The 20,391-nt window shown below is 38.9% G+C and carries 23 protein-coding genes; 19 read left to right on the top strand and 4 right to left on the bottom strand.

What is annotated here, in order from left to right:
• Nucleotides 1–10: 10 nt before the first annotated feature.
• The 12 genes from gspD (at nt 11) to H5088_RS19560 (ending at nt 11,054) form a co-directional block, all read left to right on the top strand.
• Nucleotides 11–2,074, top strand: a complete 2,064-nt coding sequence (gene gspD / locus H5088_RS19615; protein ID WP_182754323.1) for a type II secretion system secretin GspD — start codon at nt 11–13, stop codon at nt 2,072–2,074.
• The gene (gspE, locus tag H5088_RS19610; RefSeq protein ID WP_002962032.1) at nt 2,067–3,632 is read left to right on the top strand and encodes a type II secretion system ATPase GspE; all 1,566 of its coding nucleotides are present in this window, start codon (nt 2,067–2,069) and stop codon (nt 3,630–3,632) included. Before gspD ends, gspE begins: the two co-directional genes overlap by 8 nt.
• A 2-nt stretch (nt 3,633–3,634) precedes the next feature.
• Entirely contained in the window at nt 3,635–4,870 is a 1,236-nt protein-coding gene (gene gspF, locus H5088_RS19605; protein ID WP_002962033.1) for a type II secretion system inner membrane protein GspF, read from the top strand.
• An 82-nt stretch (nt 4,871–4,952) separates the two neighbouring features.
• Nucleotides 4,953–5,375: a type II secretion system major pseudopilin GspG gene (gspG, locus tag H5088_RS19600; protein ID WP_002962036.1), complete on the top strand. Its 423-nt coding sequence runs from the start codon at nt 4,953–4,955 to the stop codon at nt 5,373–5,375.
• Between the two features lie 49 nt (nt 5,376–5,424).
• Nucleotides 5,425–6,012 (top strand): Tfp pilus assembly protein FimT/FimU, encoded by a 588-nt coding sequence (locus tag H5088_RS19595; RefSeq protein ID WP_039488557.1) that lies wholly within the window; start codon nt 5,425–5,427, stop codon nt 6,010–6,012.
• Nucleotides 6,012–6,386: a type II secretion system minor pseudopilin GspI gene (gene gspI, locus H5088_RS19590; RefSeq protein ID WP_002962039.1), complete on the top strand. Its 375-nt coding sequence runs from the start codon at nt 6,012–6,014 to the stop codon at nt 6,384–6,386. The genes H5088_RS19595 and gspI overlap by 1 nt, the downstream gene beginning before the upstream one ends.
• Nucleotides 6,387–7,025: a type II secretion system minor pseudopilin GspJ gene (gspJ, locus tag H5088_RS19585; protein WP_024605965.1), complete on the top strand. Its 639-nt coding sequence runs from the start codon at nt 6,387–6,389 to the stop codon at nt 7,023–7,025. It begins immediately after the preceding gene.
• A complete protein-coding gene (gspK, locus tag H5088_RS19580) occupies nt 7,018–8,007 on the top strand; it encodes a type II secretion system minor pseudopilin GspK (protein WP_002962042.1) in 990 nt (329 codons plus the stop codon). The genes gspJ and gspK overlap by 8 nt, the downstream gene beginning before the upstream one ends.
• Entirely contained in the window at nt 8,004–9,212 is a 1,209-nt protein-coding gene (gspL, locus tag H5088_RS19575; RefSeq protein WP_182754320.1) for a type II secretion system protein GspL, read from the top strand. Before gspK ends, gspL begins: the two co-directional genes overlap by 4 nt.
• A complete protein-coding gene (gene gspM, locus H5088_RS19570; protein ID WP_024596393.1) occupies nt 9,209–9,682 on the top strand; it encodes a type II secretion system protein GspM in 474 nt (157 codons plus the stop codon). Before gspL ends, gspM begins: the two co-directional genes overlap by 4 nt.
• A gap of 3 nt (nt 9,683–9,685) precedes the next feature.
• Nucleotides 9,686–10,444 (top strand): type II secretion system protein N, encoded by a 759-nt coding sequence (locus tag H5088_RS19565; protein ID WP_002962047.1) that lies wholly within the window; start codon nt 9,686–9,688, stop codon nt 10,442–10,444.
• A 22-nt stretch (nt 10,445–10,466) separates the two neighbouring features.
• Nucleotides 10,467–11,054, top strand: a complete 588-nt coding sequence (locus tag H5088_RS19560; RefSeq protein WP_024596395.1) for a UPF0149 family protein — start codon at nt 10,467–10,469, stop codon at nt 11,052–11,054.
• A 27-nt stretch (nt 11,055–11,081) separates the two neighbouring features.
• Here H5088_RS19560 and H5088_RS19555 read toward each other — a convergent pair whose 3' ends face one another.
• Both H5088_RS19555 and H5088_RS19550 read right to left on the bottom strand, forming a co-directional pair.
• A complete protein-coding gene (locus H5088_RS19555; RefSeq protein ID WP_002962050.1) occupies nt 11,082–11,288 on the bottom strand; it encodes a hypothetical protein in 207 nt (68 codons plus the stop codon).
• Nucleotides 11,288–11,647 (bottom strand): hypothetical protein, encoded by a 360-nt coding sequence (locus H5088_RS19550; protein ID WP_002962051.1) that lies wholly within the window; start codon nt 11,645–11,647, stop codon nt 11,288–11,290. Before H5088_RS19550 ends, H5088_RS19555 begins: the two co-directional genes overlap by 1 nt.
• A gap of 288 nt (nt 11,648–11,935) precedes the next feature.
• Here H5088_RS19550 and ccoG point away from each other — a divergent pair, with 288 nt between their 5' ends.
• From ccoG to H5088_RS19525, 5 genes are all read left to right on the top strand, one after another.
• Nucleotides 11,936–13,366, top strand: a complete 1,431-nt coding sequence (gene ccoG / locus H5088_RS19545; RefSeq protein ID WP_002962052.1) for a cytochrome c oxidase accessory protein CcoG — start codon at nt 11,936–11,938, stop codon at nt 13,364–13,366.
• 85 nt (nt 13,367–13,451) lie between these two features.
• Nucleotides 13,452–14,426 (top strand): serine/threonine protein kinase, encoded by a 975-nt coding sequence (locus tag H5088_RS19540; protein WP_024596396.1) that lies wholly within the window; start codon nt 13,452–13,454, stop codon nt 14,424–14,426.
• A gap of 34 nt (nt 14,427–14,460) precedes the next feature.
• Nucleotides 14,461–15,084: a thiol:disulfide interchange protein DsbA/DsbL gene (locus tag H5088_RS19535; protein WP_002962054.1), complete on the top strand. Its 624-nt coding sequence runs from the start codon at nt 14,461–14,463 to the stop codon at nt 15,082–15,084.
• A gap of 16 nt (nt 15,085–15,100) precedes the next feature.
• Nucleotides 15,101–15,739: a thiol:disulfide interchange protein DsbA/DsbL gene (locus H5088_RS19530; RefSeq protein ID WP_154904186.1), complete on the top strand. Its 639-nt coding sequence runs from the start codon at nt 15,101–15,103 to the stop codon at nt 15,737–15,739.
• Nucleotides 15,740–15,798: 59 nt separating this feature from the next.
• Nucleotides 15,799–16,251 carry a DUF523 domain-containing protein gene (locus tag H5088_RS19525; RefSeq protein WP_002962057.1) on the top strand — a complete coding sequence of 151 codons (453 nt, stop codon included), beginning with the start codon at nt 15,799–15,801 and terminating at the stop codon, nt 16,249–16,251.
• Between the two features lie 10 nt (nt 16,252–16,261).
• On the opposite strand, the gene trmA is transcribed toward H5088_RS19525, so the two are convergent.
• A complete protein-coding gene (gene trmA, locus H5088_RS19520) occupies nt 16,262–17,359 on the bottom strand; it encodes a tRNA (uridine(54)-C5)-methyltransferase TrmA (RefSeq protein WP_154904185.1) in 1,098 nt (365 codons plus the stop codon).
• A gap of 162 nt (nt 17,360–17,521) precedes the next feature.
• Between trmA and H5088_RS19515 the strand changes: the two genes are divergently transcribed.
• Both H5088_RS19515 and murI read left to right on the top strand, forming a co-directional pair.
• Nucleotides 17,522–18,661, top strand: coding sequence for a DUF5610 domain-containing protein (locus tag H5088_RS19515; protein WP_182197436.1), 1,140 nt, complete (start codon nt 17,522–17,524; stop codon nt 18,659–18,661).
• A gap of 65 nt (nt 18,662–18,726) precedes the next feature.
• Nucleotides 18,727–19,527, top strand: a complete 801-nt coding sequence (gene murI / locus H5088_RS19510) for a glutamate racemase (protein WP_182754317.1) — start codon at nt 18,727–18,729, stop codon at nt 19,525–19,527.
• On the opposite strand, the gene H5088_RS19505 is transcribed toward murI, so the two are convergent.
• Nucleotides 19,490–19,969 (bottom strand): RNA-binding protein, encoded by a 480-nt coding sequence (locus H5088_RS19505; protein ID WP_024596401.1) that lies wholly within the window; start codon nt 19,967–19,969, stop codon nt 19,490–19,492. The genes murI and H5088_RS19505 overlap by 38 nt on opposite strands.
• Nucleotides 19,970–20,391 lie beyond the last annotated feature (422 nt).

Below are 20,391 nucleotides of genomic sequence, written 5' to 3'. Positions count from 1 at the left end.
TTTTAATATAATGGTTCAGGTGCTACACCTCAAAAAAATTAAAAAAGGGTTAGCTAAGTACGCAGCACTTTTTTTGGCGGCAAGTATTTCTTTGTCTGTTTCTGCTGTTGAATATGCTGCTAACTTTAAAGGAACTGATATCAACGAGTTTATTAATATTGTTGGTAAAAACCTTAATAAAACAGTGATTATTGACCCTAACGTGCGCGGCAAAGTAAATGTTCGCAGCTATGAGTTAATGGACGAAGCGCTTTATTACCAGTTCTTCTTAAATGTATTGGAAGTTTATGGCTACTCAGCTGTTGAAATGGACAATGGCATTCTTAAGGTAGAAAAAAGTTCAGACGCCAAAAAATCAAATGTGCCACTTATTACCGAAGGTAACGAAGCTAGCGGCGATATGATGATTACACGTGTTGTACGTGTCAAAAATGTGAGCGTACAAGAACTAGGCCCTTTAGTTCGTCAATTTAGCGATCAAAAAGATGGCGGCCATGTTGCTAACTTTAATGCGGCTAACGTAATGATGTTAACGGGGCATGCTGCATCGGTTAATCGCTTAGTTGAGATTATTCGCTCTGTTGATCAGGCGGGTGATAAGCGTGTAGACATTGTTAAGCTTAAATATGCAACAGCAGATGATGTTGTCTCTGTGGTAGACAATATTTATAAAGACAGCGGCAAAGGCAGCGTACCTGAGTTTTTAATTCCAAAAGTAGTCGCTGATGGCCGAACTAATAGCGTTATTGTAAGTGGTGAAAGCCAAGCACGTACACGTGCCATAGAGCTTATTAAGCGCTTAGATGGCGAATTAGAAAGCCAAGGTAATACCAAAGTGTTTTACCTAAATTATGCTAAAGCTGAAGATTTAGTAAAAGTACTGCAAGGCGTAAGTAAGTCACTTGTTGAAGATGCACAAGGCGGTACCACTAAGACTCGTAGCAGAAGTAACAACGAAAGCAGTATAGAAGCTCACCCTGACTCAAACTCATTAATTATTACCGCACAGCCAGACACAATGCGCTCGCTTGAGTCGGTAATTGAACGTCTTGATATTCGCCGTGCACAAGTACTTGTAGAAGCCATTATTATTGAAGTAATGGAAGGTGACGGGGTTAACTTAGGCCTGCAATGGATTTCTGAGCAAGGCGGTATGCTGCAGTTTAACAACGGCACTACGGTTCCCGTGGGCTCGTTAGCTGTTGCTGCAGAGCAAGCACAAGATGTAACTGTTACTAAAAATATAATAGGAACAGAATCTGGTACTGTAACGCCATATACGGAAACAACAGAAGGTGATTATGGTCCATTAGCCTCCTTACTTAGTGGCATTAATGGTTTAGCGCTGGGCGTTGTTAAAAATGATTGGGGCGCAATTATTCAGGCTGTTGCCACTGATACAAATTCAAATATATTGGCTACCCCTTCTATTACTACAATGGATAACGAAGAAGCTTCTATTTTAGTCGGTCAAGAAGTGCCTATTATTACAGGCTCACAAACGGGCAGTAATAATGCTAACCCATTTCAAACGGTTGAGCGTCAAGAAGTCGGTATTAAACTGATAGTTACGCCACAGATTAACGATGGCTCTGCAGTACAGCTTACAATTGAGCAAGAAGTATCAAGTGTAAGTGGTGCAACTGCTGTTGATATTTCAGTTAATAAACGTGCAATCAAAACAACGGTTATGGCCGATGATGGCGGTATGGTTGTACTGGGTGGCTTAATTGACGAAGACGTACAAGAAAGTGTTTCTAAGGTGCCGTTATTAGGCGATATTCCTATTTTAGGTCATTTGTTTAGATCAACAAACACAACACGCCGTAAGCGTAATCTTATTGTGTTTATTCGACCAACCATTATTCGTGATGGTGTAAGCATGAATAAGTTAAGCTTTAATAAATATAACTTTATTCGTGGTGAGCAGTTTAAGCAAAAAGAAGATGGTATTGAGTTAATGCCAATGACTGATACGCCTATTTTACCTGAGTGGAATGACGAATTAGTACTTCCACCTACGTATGAAGAGTCTCTACGTAAACAAAATGCACAAGAGCGTAAAGATGACTAATGCGATTCAAGAGATAAACCAAGATGTGGTTCATCCTCAAACGCATAATCAGGATGAGCTATTAACGAGTGATGTGTTAGTTGAGTTACCAGCAAAGCGTTTGCCATTTTCCTATGCAAGACGCGCAGGTGTGTTGCTTGGTAAAAACAAAGATCATCGTATAGTTTACTACCGTGGTGAGCTAGATGTTGAAGTACTATTAGAAGTACGCCGTATCGCAGGCCATGGTTTTACCCTTGAGCAATTGGATGATGATAAATTTGAGCTATTGCTTGAAGCGTCATACCAACGTGATAGCTCTGAAACGCAACAAATGATGGAGGATATTGGCAACGAGGTTGATTTATTCTCACTTGCTGATGAGCTCCCGCAAACTGAAGATTTACTTGCTGGTGACGATGACGCGCCAATAATCAAGCTTATTAATGCCATGCTTAGCGAAGCGATTAAAGAAGGGGCTTCTGATATTCATATCGAAACCTTCGAGCAAGAGCTTGTTATTCGCTTTAGGGTCGATGGCGTACTTAAAGAAGTCCTTAAGCCTAATCGGAAACTTGCGTCGTTACTTGTATCTCGTATTAAAGTAATGGCTAAGCTTGATATAGCCGAAAAACGTATCCCACAAGATGGCCGTATTAGTTTACGTATTGCCGGACGTGCAGTTGATGTGCGTGTATCAACAATGCCATCGAGCTTTGGTGAGCGTGTGGTGCTACGTTTACTTGATAAAAATAACGCGCGTTTAAACCTAGAAGACTTAGGTATGACTGCAGAAAATCGTGCATTGTTTTCAGATTTAATTAGTAAACCTCACGGAATTATTTTAGTAACAGGACCAACAGGTTCTGGTAAAAGTACCACTCTATATGCTGGTATGAGTCAAATTAACTCACGCGATCGTAATATTCTTACTGTTGAAGATCCGATAGAGTACGAAATTCCAGGCATAGGCCAAACTCAAGTTAATGCAAAAGTTGATATGACATTTGCTCGTGGTTTACGTGCAATATTACGTCAAGATCCTGATGTAGTAATGGTGGGTGAAATACGCGATCTTGAAACTGCGCAAATTGGTGTTCAAGCGTCACTTACCGGTCACCTTGTTATGTCTACTCTGCATACTAATACTGCATCGGGTGCAATTACACGTATGGAAGATATGGGTGTTGAACCATTCTTACTTTCATCGTCGTTACTCGGTGTGTTATCACAGCGTTTAGTACGTACGTTATGTAATACCTGTAAAGAGGGTCACACGGCTGATGAGCATGAATGCCAGCTGTTAGGGGTTCCTTTTGAAAGCCAACCGACAATCTATCGAGCGGTGGGGTGTGAAGAGTGTAACTTTAATGGTTACCGTGGTCGTACCGGTATTCACGAGTTACTTGTAGTTGATGAAACCATACGCGAAATGATTCACAACGGTAAAGGCGAGCAAAGCGTAGAAAAATACATTCGTAAGCGCAGCCCAAGTATTCGTCAAGATGGGTGTAGCCGTGTACTGGCAGGCAAAACAACACTTGAAGAAGTATTGCGTGTTACCCGTGAGGAAGGTTAACTATGGCGGCGTTTGAATATCGTGCCTTAGATGGCCGAGGTAAAGAAAAAAAAGGCATTTTAGAAGCTGATACGGCTAAACAAATCCGCCAAACTTTACGTGATCAAAAACTAACGCCGCTTGAAGTTGTTCCTGCGGCGCAAAGTGATAAACAGGTCAAAGGCGAAAAAGCCCCTTTACTCGGTGGCTTTTTTAAGCCGACAATTTCAACCTCAGACTTAGCATTAATTACAAGGCAATTAGCAACACTTATTCAATCGGCACTTCCTGTTGAAGGCGCTGTTATGGCGGTTGCTGAGCAATGCGAAAAGCCGCGTTTAAAGCGGATGCTTATGTCGGTACGCTCAAAAGTAGTTGAAGGTTACACCCTTGCCGATGGTCTTAGTGAGTTTCCTCATGTTTTTGACGATTTATATCGTGCAATGGTAGCCGCAGGCGAAAAGTCGGGGCACCTTGACCAAGTTCTTAATCGTTTAGCCGACTATACCGAGCAGCGCCAACATATGCGTAGCCAAATAACTCAGGCTATGGTTTACCCTATTATATTAGTGGTATTTGCAATTGGTATTGTGTCGGTATTACTGGGCACCGTAGTACCAAAAATATTAAAAACGTTTGAAAAAACGAAACAAGTACTTCCTTGGACAACCGAATGGGTTATGGCTGGCAGCCATTTTGTGCAAAATTATTGGTTTATTAGTTTAATAGCGATTACAGCTATAGCCATTGGTATTAAGCATGCACTTAAGCAGCCTAAAATACGTTTTTGGTGGGATGACCGAGTGCTACATATGCCAGGTATAGGTAAAGTGGCTCGTGGTATTAACACCGCACGTTTTGCGCGTACTTTAAGTATTTTATCGTCAAGCTCGGTACCATTACTTGAAGGAATGCGTATCTCGGGTGGCGTATTAATCAACGAAAAAATTAAAAAAGCGGTTGCAGATGCATCCGACAGAGTGAGTGAGGGTGCAAGCTTAAGAGCTGCACTTCAGCAAACTAAGTTGTTTCCACCAATGATGCTGCATATGATAGCAAGTGGTGAAAAATCAGGTGAACTAGAGCAAATGTTAGAGCGTGCTGCAAATAACCAAGATCGCGAATTTGAGAGCATGGTTAATGTATCGCTTAAACTACTAGAGCCTGCGATGATCGCCTCAATGGCGGTTATTGTATTATTTATAGTAATGGCAATATTGCAGCCAATAATGGCGATGAATAAAGCTGTTGGACTTTAAGTTAGAATAAATTTTTAAATATATTAATGGTTTTACCTAAACCATTTTTACTTAAATGTTTTTAGAATAATGAGGTAATTACGTGAATAAACAATCAGGTTTTTCTTTACTAGAAGTGATGGTGGTACTGGTTATCATCGGGATGATTATGTCAATTGTTGCACCTAACATTATGGGTCAGCAAGAAGAGGCTGCTATTGATAAAGCACATCTAGATATCCAGCAATTAGAAGATGCAATGAGCTTATACAAGCTTAAAAATAAGAGCTACCCAAGCACAGAGCAAGGTCTTGAAGCGCTAGTTACCCAAACAAGCATTGAACCGGTTCCAAAACGTTTCCCTGATGGTGGCTTTATTAATGAATTACCAGAAGATCCTTGGGGTAATACTTATCAGTTAATTAGCCCAGGTGAAATTGGCAAGTTTGATATTTTTTCTATGGGCCCAGACGGTGAAGCAGGTACTGATGACGATATCGGTAACTGGGACGAAGAAAAACAATAATGCCTAAGTACACCGTTCTGTATGAACATGTTAATGCTAGAGGCTTGCTATGAAAGCAAGCCTTAAGCAGCGCCATGCAAAAAGCAGAGGCTTTAGTTTAATAGAAATTTTAGTGGTATTAGTGATCATCGCTTTTGCCACCAAAATGGTGGTATATAGCTTAGAAGGCGGTGCTGAGGAGGAGTTAGATACTCAAGCACTAAGGCTGCATACCACCATTAATATGGCATCGGAATTTGCTATTTTAAACCAAGTTGAATTGGGCTTATTAGTAGAAGAAAATACATTAGAGTATTTAGTTTTCGATGGTGAAAAGTGGATTACTTTTGACCGTGAAGATCTTTTTAAACCAATAGAATTAGACGAAAGATTAAAGCTCACTCTTAACTTAGAAGATTTAGCGTGGGCGCAAGATAACCTCTTAGAGCAATCTAACTGGCGCGAGCTTATGAGTGGCGGCGATGAAGACAGTTTACTTGAGCTTAAAAAGTTAAAAATCCCACAAGTACTTATTTTGTCATCAGGTGAGGTAAGCGCGTTTCAACTTATATTAGAGTTAAAAGAGCAAAGCGAGCCTGTGTATTACATTGAAGGTGAATTTACTGCACCAGTAAACTTTCGCCGAGAGCCAGAATAATGAAGCGCACTAAAGGGTTTACCTTATTAGAGGTGTTAGTGGCATTAAGTATTTGTGCCATGGCGGGTATAGCTGCAATGCAAGCAACAAGCGAGCATATACACCACTTAACGACTATTGAAGAGCAAACCTATGCATCTTGGGTCGCCGAAAACGTTATTATTGAACAGCGTACTAAAGGCGAACAATGGCAAGGTAAAAATAACCTTAAAGGCAGCGAAGTAATGGGCGGTGTTGAATGGTTTTGGCAGCAAGAAGTTACAGCCACTGCTGACAAAAGCTTTGTAAAACTAACCATAAATGTTTTTACGGATGAAAAATATGAGCATTCAGCATATGAGTTATCAACGTATTTAAATAAAGGCAAAAAGTAAGTGAAGCAGCGCGGGTTTACATTACTTGAAGTTATGGTTGCACTGGGTATTTTAGCTTTTGTTATTATTGCTACTCATCAAATACTCGAGACGACAACAAGAGCAAAAGATGCCTCCGATGAAAAAATTGCTGAGCTAAATGGATTGCAAACAACATTTAGATTAATGGATCAAGATTTTAGCCAAATGACCAAACGCGCAGTTCGCAATGAGTCGGGTGATGTTCAAGAACAATATTTACTTGCTGGTCGTTACGTTTTAGAAAGCCAATACGATGGTATCGCGTTTGTACGAGATGGCTGGATAAATCCAATTAACTTATTGCCACGTTCAGAACTACAAGCTGTTGGTTATAGAGTGATTGACGATAACCTTGAGCGTGTTTATCGGGTTTATGTTGATCAGCTTGATAATATGGAGCCGCGAGTTCAACGTGTGTTAGGAAATGTTGAAGAACTTAAGTTTGAGTTTTTAGATGATAAAAACGAATGGCAAGAACAGTGGGAAATTAAAGCCCTCCCTAAAGCGGTTGCTGTTACGTTGCAACAAATAGAAGCAGAGCCAATTCGTCGTGTATTTTTAGTTCCTGGGCAAGGCAAAGTTGTTGCTACACAAACTACGGATGTGAATAATGGTTAAGCAGCAATCATCGCGCGGCGCAGCACTTGTTATTGTTTTATTTATTGTGGCGTTAGCGGCTATTTTAGCAGTAGAAATGAGTGCTAATTTAATGGTTCAAGTGCAAAAAAGTACAAACTTGCAAGGTCACCAACAAGCTAAATGGTACGCCTACGGTGCAGAAGAGCTTGCTATTAAAGGGCTAATACAAAGTAAAAAAGATGATGCCGATAAAACAACACTCGATCAAGTGTGGGCAACTCAAGGAGATGCTTCATACCCTGTTGATAACGGCACGTTAAGTGGCAAAATTACAGATTTACAAGCATGTTTAAATTTAAATGCTTTAGCCATAGCGCCAGAAGAAAATAGCGCAAGTAAAACAAACCCTGCACACAAAGCGCTCTTTGCATTACTTGAAAACATTGAAGATTTACCTGCTGACGAATCAGAGGAGACGATGGCAGATAGTGTATTTGATTGGCTTGATGAGAACAGTATTACGTATCGCTCAGGTGCAGAAGAAGACGAGTACTTATCACGAGATTTTCCGTATATGACAGCCAATAGTTTATTTGCCTCAACATCGGAGCTGCGTTTAGTTAAGGGCTTTAACCCATTAGTGATGGAAAAAGTATTGCCATATGTATGTGTAATACCAGGCAGTACGCTTTTATCAATTAACGTAAATACATTAATGCCAGAGCAAGCGCTCATACTCAGTGCCTTGATAGAAAGCTTGAGCTTATCTGGCGCAGAAGCGGTGTTAGGCGCAAGACCGCAAACTGGATTTGACACCATCGATGAATTTTTTGAACAGGTGAAGCAGCAAGGCGGTACTAATACTGACTCAATAAAAAGTCTATTTAGTATTAAAAGCGAATATTTTAAATTACAAACGCAGGCAAACTTTGTCGACCTGCGTTTTTCGATGACCACATTACTGCACGCTAAAGACGGCGACGTAACGATACTGGCGCGAAAATTTGGAGGCGTACAGTGACAGAAATACTGTTGATCCGCACGGGTCAAACCGAACAAGAATTACTTAACTGGTTAATTTACTCACCACAAGAACAAGAAATAATAGCCAGTGGCGAGTTACCAAATGCAGAGCATTTAAGTGAGCTAAGCGAAAAAGCACTTACCCGAGAAGTTGTCGTGTTATTACCCAGTGATCAAGTGCAATTAAAAACGGTCGCTTTGCCAACAAAATGGAATCGCAAGCTTGAGCAAGCATTGCCATACATGCTTGAAGAAGATATAGCATGTGACGTAGATGAACTGTTTATAGCTGTAGCGCAGCCGACAATGCTTGGTGAGCAACATGCAATTCGTGTAGCAATGACAGACCGTGAATGGTTTGAACAATGGCTTGCATTATTTGCTGAGCATAATCTATCAGTATACAGAATATTACCCGATGCTTTGTTGTTACCGCTTGCAGATGATGGCGCCGTAACTACTATTGAGCTCAACAACCAATGGTTGTTTAAGCAAGGGCAATGGCATATTAGTGCGGTTGAATCTAGTTGGTTGAATGGCTATTTATCAGCCATGGGTAACCCCGACATTAAACATTTTAGTCCTGCTAATCAGTTTCCTGAAAGCGTTAACTTACAAGCCCAAACAAGCGATTACGACTTACCTTTAGCATTATTTGCAAAACAGTTAGATAGCGTTAATTTTAACTTACGCCAAGGTATGTATCAGCTTAAAAAACAAAGCGCTTTGTGGTGGGGTTACTGGAAAGGCGCCGCAATTATAGCAAGTGTTGCATTGGTTTCTACAATTACAATAAAAGCTATTGAGTTACACCAACTTAATACACAAGTAGAAGTAGCTAAAGCTCAAGTAGTCGACAGATATCAAAAAGCATTTCCGGGAACTAAAGTTCGCCCTAATCTAATTAAAAGCCAAATTAAAGGCGCGTTAGATAAAATACAAGGCTCAAGTGAATCCGGCTTTTTAGACTTAACGACTAATTTGGTTGATGTATTTTCGCAAGTCAGCGAATTTACACCTGAAACACTTCGTTATGACAAACGTCGTAATGAGCTGCGAATTCGTGCACGGGCTAAAGACTTCCAAACTTTTGGTAAAGTAAAAATCATACTTGAAAAGCAAGGTTTAACTGTTGAGCAAGGGTCTTTAAATAATGACGGTGATTATGTCGTAGGTGAAATTAAACTGCGAGGTGCAGTATGAAAAAGCAGTTAATGAAACAGTGGCGTTCGCTTAAAGAGCAAGAACAACAATTGGTAATGGTCGCTGGTGGCGTGTTTATTATTTTTGTTTTAGTAATGGGAATATTTAGGCCATTAAATAACGCGATAGAAAAAGCACAGCAATCTCAAATTAAACAACAAGAGCTATTAGCTTGGGTTGATGACAGTATTGTTAAGCTAAAGGCTGCAGGCAACACCAGTGTTGCTAGCAATACAAACTTAAGCCAAGTGGTAAACTCTACTCGTGGACGCTATAAAATCAATATTAGTAAAATGCAGCCCAGTAGTGATTCACTTCGTTTGACGCTTGACTCAGTAGAGTTTAATCAGTTAATAGAATGGCTAGATGAGCTAGTAAATCAGCATGGTTTAAAAATTGAAAATTTAGATTTAAGTCGCGATGATAAATCAGGCTATGTGCGCGTAAGCCGTTTAGTATTAGAGAATTAATTAATGAAAAAAATAATAACGTTATCGGCTGTCTTTTTAATTAGTTTTATTGTGTTTTGTATTATTAAATTACCAGCACATATTGCACTAGATATAGCAAAACCGTACTTTCCAAAGCAATTAGAAGTAGGCCAAACTGTAGGCACTGTTTGGCAAGGTCAAATGATGCAAGTTCGTTTTGATGGTGAACAGTTAAATAATGTGCGCTGGGATATTGCAGGCTGGAAATTATTTACAGGCAAACTAAATGCGAACATAAAATTTGGTAACCCACGAGAACGCAGTGATATTTCGGGTTACGCAGATGTAAGTTATGGGTTTTTTAATAAAAAAGTAATAGTGACTGATGCCCTAGTACGCTCCACTGTAGAGCGTGCAATGCAACGTGTGCAACTTCCTCTGCCTGTTACCGCTAAAGGGCGTGTGATTTTAGAACTTGATGAATACAGCTCAGGCGCACCTTATTGTGATTCACTAAAAGGTGAAATAGCGAGCCCTAATATTGATGTTCAAGGTTTAAATGGATGGTTTAATATTGGACCTCTAGCTGGTAAGTTAAGCTGTAAGTCGGGTGATGTTGCTATATTAATTGACCCAGATAATACGCTTGGCCTTGAGGCAGATGCTACACTTAAAGCTAATTTCGACTTTAGAGTGGCAGGTTATGTAAAACCAGATGCCAGCTTACCTAAAGATGTACATGATGCGGTTAAGTTTTTAGGCCGACCAGATAACCAAGGTCGCTACCCGCTCAACTTTTAATGTTTTAATATAAAGAGTTTTAATGCAAATACCCCAATTTACTGAGTTGCACGCAAAGCAGCTCAGCTCATTTTTAAATACCCAATCTCAAGCAATGACCCTTGTACAAAGCCAAGGCTATTTATTTGGTGTAATTTGTTCGCCCAACCCATTAGATGTGCATGAGTGGCTTGAGCAGATATTGCCAAACACAGCTAATGATTTAGATGAAGAAATGCTTTTTTTGTTTATGGCGCTTTATCACAAAATTAGTGAGCAGGTGTTCGAAACTGGATATAAATTACCAGACACATTTGATGCTGAATTTTGTAAGTCGTGGAGTAAAGGCTTCTTAGTTGCAACGAAAGCTTATGCAGAACCTTTGTTAAATGCACCGCAATTAGACGTTGATTTTAAACAAGCACTAGAAAGTGCGTTAAGCACACTAAGCTTTTTTGCACTCGACCAGCTAGCAATAGCTCAGATTGCCAAACAAAATAACATGACAATAGAAGCTTTGTGTCAGTATCAGTATGAATCTATGGGTGACTTTGCATTAGGGTTTGCTGAACTAATTGAAGTGGTCGCAATTAATAGCGGCTTGATAACCGACGAGAGTTGGGAAGAGTAATTATTAATACTAGGCGCTTAGTTTAATCTAAGTGCCTAGCTCTAATATAATATCCGTACAGCCTTGTTTGCACTTTACTATGCCTTTACCAGGCTCGCTGGTGGCTAAATCAAGTGTTAAAACCCCATTACACTTCTCACACTTTAATGTTTTGCCTTGCGCTAATTGCTTGAGCATATTGCGCTGCTTATGAAATGAGTCGCTTGCTTTTTTATTTAATCCTGAAAAATCCACTACTTTGCTCGCTTTTGTTCTAATGCTTCAGTCACTATTTTACATACCGTATTTAAACGGTCGTCATAAAAATAAAGGTTTAAGTCACGCTCACGACAATAGCGTAGGTGAAATAACTGAACAGAGTCATCTGTTGTAAACGTTTTTTCTACATATTCACCTTCAGATTCAGATAGTTTAAGTTGACTGCTGATCCTATTTTTCGCCATATTTGCAGCGGGGCTTCTGTTGACCTTGCTTGCATCACTTAAAAAGCCAATGCCTTCACCTAGTAACCTTTCGCGAGGTTCTTTTATAAGTGGGTGATCAATTGTAAAAAAGGCAAGGATCACAACTACCAAAATAATAAATTTTTTCATGGATACGTAAACCTTGATCTAAGTAGGGTTGAATTACCATGCAGTGTAATAAACTGCATTTTAAAAGCAAGTAACTGGGATGAATAAATTATTAGCAATCTATGCCAGTAATTTTAACCAACATTGTTATAATGGTTAACAGCAGTCAGATATTTCTGAAATATCTGAAAGTATTCGAGAAGGCAATTTATTAAAGTAAATATGCCTAGCAAGTAACTTGCTAACTTTAAGTATAGAGTACTTGAGTATTGCTGGATTTTTATTTCCAAGCGGCGTTGAGGAACTTCGATGGACAAGCAAATTAAAGTAAAGAATATCCCTGTAGAGGTGAAAATCCAAAAACCGGATTTAAGCCGTCAAGATGATAGGTTCAATCCCCGAAATCGTATTTATGTGCGTGCTGTAAAAGGCCTACATCAATTACTTAGACAGCGTATTGGCTTTTTAGGCCTGCTTGCGTTTATGTTACTACCTTGGATTAATTTTAATGGCCAGCAAGCTGTGCTGTTTGATCTAATTGGTCAAAAATACAATATTTTTGGTTTAACGCTATGGCCTCAAGATTTTACTATATTAGCGTTTATCTTTATGTTGGCAGCATTTGCGTTGTTTTTAGTGACCACCTTCTATGGACGGGTGTGGTGTGGCTATACATGTCCGCAAACTGTTTGGACTTTTATTTTTATTTGGTTCGAAGAAAAGCTTGAAGGCACGGCTAATCAACGTAAAAAACTCGATCAACGACCCATGAATTTTGATAAGTTTTGGCGTAAGACGGCAAAGCATACTAGTTGGGTATTGTTTTCGTTGTATACCGCTATTTCTTTTGTGGGTTATTTTACGCCAATAAGGGAGTTACTCCCTGACTTTGTAACGTTTGATGTAGGCGGTTATGCACTAGTCAGTATTATTTTCTTTGCTGCGTGTACCTATGGTAATGCCGGTTGGATGCGAGAAATTATGTGTTTACACATCTGTCCTTACTCCCGTTTTCAATCAGCTATGTTTGATAAAGACACATACACCGTAACGTACGACGAAAGCCGAGGTGAAAGCCGTGGTCCTCGTTCACGTAAAGTAGACCATAAAGATTTAGAGTTAGGCGACTGTATAGACTGTAACTTGTGCGTTCAAGTATGCCCAACAGGTATTGATATTAGAAATGGGCTACAAGCTGAGTGTATCAACTGTGGTGCATGTATTGATGCGTGTGATGGCGTAATGGATAAAATGGAATACCCGCGTGGGCTTATTTCATATACGACAGAGCGAAATCTCGAAACCCCAGAAAATAAAACGAATCCACTGCGAGCTAAAATTATTGGTTACACGGTCATACTTGTTGTGCTTACGGGAGCGCTTGTCGCTAATATAGCACTGCGTAAAACAATGGACTTTGATATTATTCGTGACCGAAACCAATTATATCGTGTCGATTTTGATGGTTTAGTAGAGAACACCTATACATTAAAGGTAATTAATAAAGCGCAGTACGAGCAAACCTTTAATATTAAAGTACAAGGGTTAGATAACTTTAAGTATATTGGTAAGCAGTCATTTACTGTGCAGGCAGGGGAATCTCATAACGTACCATTGTCACTTGTAATGGACCCTTATGATTTGAAGGCGCCGATGACTGAGTTTAACTTTGTGCTTTCACCGGTAGATGAGCCGGATGAGACAATATCGCAGTCGAGTAACTTTTTTAAAGCGCGATAATCGCAACTTACCTTAATTAGGTAAGTTGATATAGCAATTAACAAAAGCGGGTATATAACCCGCTTTTATTTTATATAAGAAGAGTATGAGTAAATTTAGTTTTATTGACTTAACACCTGATCTAATACTCGATGCAATAGAAAGCGTAGGTGTGTACGCCGAATCTGGTTTATTAGCGCTCAATAGCTATGAGAACAGAGTGTACCAATTTAAAGCGGATGATGGCCTGCGTTACGTAGTGAAGTTTTATCGCCCAGAGCGCTGGAGTAAAGAGCAAATTCAAGAAGAGCATGACTTTGCATTTGAACTAGCGGATGCAGAAGTACCCGTTGTTGCCCCTATTTTATATAATGGACAAAGCTTATTTGAACACGAAGGGTATTTGTTTGTGTTGTTTCCAAGTGTAGGCGGGCGTTTATTTGAGGTTGATAATTTAGATCAGCTTGATGTAATGGGGCGATTGATTGGCCGTATGCACCAAGTAGCTAAAACAAAACCTTTTACTTACAGGCCAACAGTTACCTGCGAGGAGTATTTGCATACAGCCAAAGTTCATCTTCAAAAAAGTAACTTAGTGCCCATGGGAATAAATACTGCCTTTTATACTATTTTAGATTTAGTGATAGAGCAGGCGCAAAAACAGTATAAAGATGTGCAAAGTATTCGCTTACATGGTGACTGCCACGTTGGTAATATTTTATGGGCAGGTGATGCGCTAATGTTTGTTGATTTAGATGACAGCCGCCAAGGTCCTGCAATCCAAGATTTATGGATGATGCTCAGTGGCGATAGAGCGACGCAACTGTTACAGTTAGACACCCTTGTAAATGCGTATGAAGAGTTTTGTGATTTTGATCACTCTCAACTCAAATTAATTGAACCGCTGCGAGCAATGCGTATTATTCATTATATGGGATGGGTAGCTAAACGATGGAGTGATCCTGCTTTTGTGCGGAACTTTACATGGTTTGCTGATGACAAATACTGGGAGCAACAAATTTTAGCACTGAAAGAGCAACTTGCAGCATTGCAAGAAGCACCGTTAAAGTTATTGCCGTAATATTTTATTTAAAGACAAGTACAACGAGATACAAATGCTTAAAAAATTAAAACTGAGTTTATTACTTTTATGTTTACCATTTGCAGCACTTGCTGCACAGTTTGAAGTTGATAATCAATACACTGTTATAGATGTAGACAAAAGCAAGTCACCGCAAGTAACCGAGTTTTTCTCATTTTACTGTCCACATTGCTTTAAGTTTGAACCAGTAGCAAAAGCAATTGAAAAAGGCTTGCCAGAAGGCGCTGAGTTTATTAAAAACCACGTTAACTTTTTAGGTGGCGTGTCACCACAAGCACAAAGTAATTTAAGCTTTGCCTACTTAATTGCTAAGCAGCATGGTCAGGCGCAAAGTATTAGCGATCAAATTTTTAAAAGTATCCATGTTCAACGTGCACCATTAACTGAAATGAAAGACGTTAAAAAATTACTTGAAGTAAATGGTATTGATAGCGCAACATTTGATCAAGAGATTGCAAGCATGCCTGTTATTTCAGCTGAGCAAGCAATGCAAAACAAACAGAATAAATATTCAAAATTAGGCGCACTTACAGGTGTACCTACTTTTATTGTTAACGATAAATATAAAATAAACCTCAACACCATCAAAAATCAAAAAGAACTTGATGAGTTAGTAGCGTTTTTATTAGCACTATAAATTTCGGAGTATAATAATGATTAAATTAGTTAAAGCAGGTTTGCTTGCAATATTACTTCCTATGGCAGCAACAAGCTTTGCAGCAACGTATGAAGAAGGCGTGCATTACGACGTAGTTTCTGAGCGTGCAACTAAAAAGCCAGAGGTTAAAGAGTTCTTCTCATTTTACTGCCCTGCATGTAATAACATGGAAGCACTAATTGGTGAGTTTAAGCCTAAGCTTGATAAAAACGTTAAATTTAAAAAGAGCCATGTTGATTTTGTAGGTGTACGTGAACCAGAAAACCAACAGATGATGAGCCAAGCACTGGCGACAGCTGAAGTGCTTCCACAAAAAGATCAGATTATTTCTGCAATCTTTAATCATATCCATACAAAGCGCGCTAAATTTAATGAGCTTGCAGATGTAAAAGATATATTTGTAGCGCAGGGCGTTGATGGTGATAAGTTTGATAAGCTGTTTAAAAGCTTCTCGGTACGTACGCTGAGCTCTAAAATGAAACGCGATCAAGACTACTTTAAAGAAAAAGGTGCACTACGTGGCGTACCTACCTTTATTGTAAATGGTAAGTACAAATTAAACCTAGGTCGTGAGTCGGGTATTACTAAACCTGAAGACATTAGCAAATTAATAAATTACTTAGCTAACAAGTAAGTTTAGCTAAAACAAAAAAAGCTCCTTAAGGAGCTTTTTTGCTTTATAAGGATATAGCGATGGAAAAAATATTAGTATCGAGTTGTTTGCTAGGGCAGCCTGTTCGCTACGATGGCAGAGGACACGCAATTTTGCATCCACAGCTTAATTTGTGGCAAAAACAAAATAGATTAATTGTGTTTTGTCCTGAGGTCGCTGGTGGGCTTCCTACTCCTAGAGCTCCTGCTGAAATAATACAGGGGAGTGTAGTTACTAATTTAGGAGAAGATGTAACAGAACAGTTTCAAACTGGAGCTAATATAGCGCTAGAACTCTGTAAAAAGAATCAAGTTCGTTTTGCTCTACTTAAAGAATCGAGCCCTTCTTGCGGACGAAATACAATATATGATGGAAAGCATCACGGAGTAAAAATCGAAGGGCTAGGCTTAACTACAGCATTATTAATAAAAAATGGTATTCAAGTATTTAGTGAAGAGCAAATACCAGCACTTATAAAAGTACTGGCACTTTAATTTTGGCTGGTTATTTGCGCTGTAAGAAAACGCCCGACTCAATGTGATGCGTATAAGGGAACTGATCAAATATAGCAAAGCGCTTAACGTTATGCGTACGTGTTAAGTGATCAAGGTCACGCTCAAGAGTTTCAGGATTGCAGGATATATAAATTATGCTTTCGTAGTTAGCCACTAAGTCACACGTTAATTCATCCATGCCCGCGCGTGGTGGATCAACTAATATGGTTTGGCAGTCATAGCTTTTTAAATCAATACCATCTAAACGAGAGAAAGTACGCTCGCCATTCATTGCTTGAGTAAACTCTTCACTCGACATACGAATAATATCTAAGTTCTCTACGTTGTTTTTAGCAATGTTGTATTGAGCAGAGTGAACAGATGATTTTGATATTTCCGTCGCTAATACTTTATTAAAACAGCCCGCTAATGCAATTGAAAAGTTACCGTTACCACAATACAATTCTAGTAAATCATTTTTAAGTGGTTTACATAAATCTTGTGCCCACTCCAGCATATTAATATTTACTTTTGCATTAGGCTGAGTAAAGCTATTTTCTACTTGTTGATAAATAAGCTCTTGCCCATTAACTGTTAAACGTTCAGTTACAAAGTCATCACCTAGTACTTCTTTTTGTTTGCGAGCACGACCTATAAAGTCAATTTTGTATTTACTGCTAAGCTTTTCTTTCAGTGCTTTAATTTCACTTAACCATTCATCATCCAGTGGTTTGTGATAAAGCAAGCTTACTAAAATTTCACCGCTTAGCGTTGATAGGTAATCGATTTGAAATAACTTACGGCGTAATATTTCACAAGGCTTAAGATTTTCAATCATCACCTGCATTATTTCACCTACTAGAGGCGCTGCTGGGTCAAATGTATCAACACGGATTTTTTCTTTTGTTTGTTGATCAAACATAATGTGAAACAGATCATCACCGTCGTGCCATACTCTAAATTCAGCACGTTGGCGGTAGTTAGTTGGCTCTGAGCTAAATACTTCTAATTGCTCCACACCAAAACGTTGAAACTGCGTACTAATTCGCTGCTCTTTTTCACTTAACTGCGCTTGGTACTGTGTGGTATCTATTTTAATAACTGCCATTAACGCTACTACCTTATCTAAGATCTGTTTATCGGCGCTATTGTAGGGAGCGCTGCGTATTTGTCTAGTTTTGGCTAGCATTTATGCTGTTTTATTGAACATTGTACTTTAGTTTTTGTTGTTATAGCCGATAATAAACTACGCACGCTTAGGAGACGAATCATGAAAATAGGTAATTATGGCTTTACGCCAAACAACAACATCAATAAATTCAATAATAAAGCTGATATACAGCAACCTACAATTACGTCTCCTCAAGATAGCTATCAACAACGAGGCCGAGAGTTGGCCGCAAAGGTGCTTGGCGATAAAATGGCTGAGCAGCTTGGATTACCTATCGCAGAAAAAAAAGCAGATAAACCACTATTTGATTTTGATGAAATAGTAAAAAACGTACTCGATTTTGTAAGTAGTGCTGTAAATAAAGCAAAAGCTAACGGCGCTGATGACGAAAAGCTCAAAGATATGCTAGGCGATGCGCGCAAAGGAGTCCAAATAGGGATTGATGACGCTGTTGATGAACTCAAAGGTACAGGCGTATTTAATGATGACATGGAAGAGGGCATTAATAAGTCCAAAGAGGGAATTTACAATGGGCTGGATAAGTTTGAAGAGTCGTTATTTAACCCACAACCTGCCAGCGTAAATATAAGCCAGGCCCAATACGTCAGTATGACGAGTAATGCAGAGTATAAATTTACTACAGCAGAAGGCGATGAGGTAAGTATTAGCTTTGCTGATGCATTTGAATCTCAATCGGCAAGTGGCTATCAGCAAAATAGTAATAGTGAGTCGTTTGCAAGCTCATCATCGCAATCTCGACAGGTATCATTTTCGATGTCGGTAAATGGTGACTTAAACGAGCAAGAGCAAGAAGCTATTAATGCGATGATGGAAGACTTACAAGATTTAAGTAAAACCTTTTTTGGTGGTGATTTAGATGAAGCATTTGAACAAGCGCAAGAGCTGAGTTTAGACAGCGATCAGCTGGTGGCTTTTTCTATGGATTTACGCCAAACAAAAACAATAGCAACAGTTAAAAGCTATGAAGAATATAAACCAGCACCAGAAAAACAAGTAGCAGAGGGTTTAGCCCCTTTTAATGACGACCTTAAAAATGCTTTTGAAAAAGCGGGTGAGCTTGGATTACAAAATCAGCTAGCTGGCATTCTCCAATGGTTAAATCAAGATCAGGAACAAATAGATAAGTTAGTAGATTATACAAAGTCTATGTTCGAAAACCTTAATCAGTTAAATTCAGCAGCCGACAGGCTTACTGATTTAGAAGCCACGCAAAGTTAAACTACTTTCTTTTATAAAAACCTCATGGCAAACTGCCGATCTTAAAGTAAAGTAGGAACGGTAGTTTGTCAGCGCATATAATGGTCTTTGATTCAGGTATTGGTGGAACTACTGTACTTGAACATATCAAGCAAAGTATCCCCAATGCTCAGTACAGCTATTTTATGGATAATGCATTACTACCTTATGGTGCTCAATCCCAACAAACTATAATTAACCGATTATGTTCACTTATTCATTTCATCAAAGCCAACACGCTTAACGTCGATTTAATTGTAATAGCGTGTAATACAGCTTCTACATCTGCACTCAGCGCTGTTCGCCAAATTACGGATATTCCTATAGTAGGTGTTGTGCCAGCAATAAAACCTGCAGCAGAGTTAACACGTTCAAATCATATTGGCTTATTAGCCACACCGGCAACGGTCGCCAGTTCATACACTAAAACATTAATTACTGAGCATGCACGTAATGTAATCGTTAATCTATATAGCAGTGTTGAATTAGTAACGTTAGCTGAGGAATGCTTTTTTACAGGCTCTTTAGATACACATAAGTTGTATCATGTACTTGATGAACTACATATAGATAAAACTATAGATGTACTTGTACTAGGGTGTACGCACTTTCCGATATTAGCAGGGCCGATTAGTCAGTACTTTGAAGGGAATGTAAAATTACTTGATTCAGGTGTAGCGATAGCAAATAGAGTCAACTTCCTACTTAACCAACTTAACTTATGTTTGGATAAACAAACAGACATAAAAAAGCCGCTGCAATATTATGCAACGGCTGATGTGTTTAGCAATAAGCTAGCGGTAAAGCTAGTTACACTGACTGATCCGTCTCAGTACGTAGAGCATTAGAATCATCTTCTTGTTTTTGTTTTGCTTCACGTACCTTTAAAGTACGTTGTTGGAACTCGCTATCGTTCAAGTTAGCAATTGCATTGTCTGCATCAGCTTGCGCCATTTCAACAAAACCAAAGCCACGACGTTTGCCAGTATTCTTATCCTTTAATAAACGAACATTGAATACTTTGCCTTGTTCTTCAAATAATGCACGAACCACACCTTCGTTTGCACGATAAGGAAGGTTACCAACATAAAGCGTTTTTGTTTTAACTTCAGCTTCTTCAGTCACATCAGATGATATTGCAGCAATAGCAATCGCACCTATTAATAAACCAGCACCAAATAGTAATGCAGGGTTTAAAGCTAAGCCGCCTAAAGCAAACTCAACAACAACAAAACCAACTACAGCAAGAATAACAGAGAAGATAAAAGATTTTTGATCGGGTAATTTCATTTTAGATCTACCAATAAACAGGAAATAAACATTAATTTAACATTGTGAACTTGCTATCTTAACGCCTAAATCAAACATAGCAATGATATTTGTATTAAATAATAAATAAGAGCATAAAAAAGCATCATCTTAGAGGGGTTTTCATGTGGTTTTACGTGGTTTTGTTCTATTTTTGTTCGAACAGTAAAAAGATCTAAAAAAAGGGTTGATCTGTTTTTGGATCTCCCTATAATGCGACCCCACTGAGACGGGAAACGCCGAAGCATAGCAAGGCACGAACTACTCACAGAGTTAAATAAACTTCGGTTTTAAATCTTCCAAAAGAAAATTTAAAACAAAGTATTGACTCGAAAAATAAAGGGTGTATTATTCGCATCCCTTGAGACGCTAAAGCGACTCAAAACGTTCTTTAACAATATAAA

The sequence above is a fragment of the Pseudoalteromonas sp. SR43-3 genome (assembly GCF_014163875.1).
Lineage (GTDB): Bacteria > Pseudomonadota > Gammaproteobacteria > Enterobacterales > Alteromonadaceae > Pseudoalteromonas > Pseudoalteromonas distincta.
This window is presented reverse-complemented; position numbering and strand designations above follow the sequence as displayed.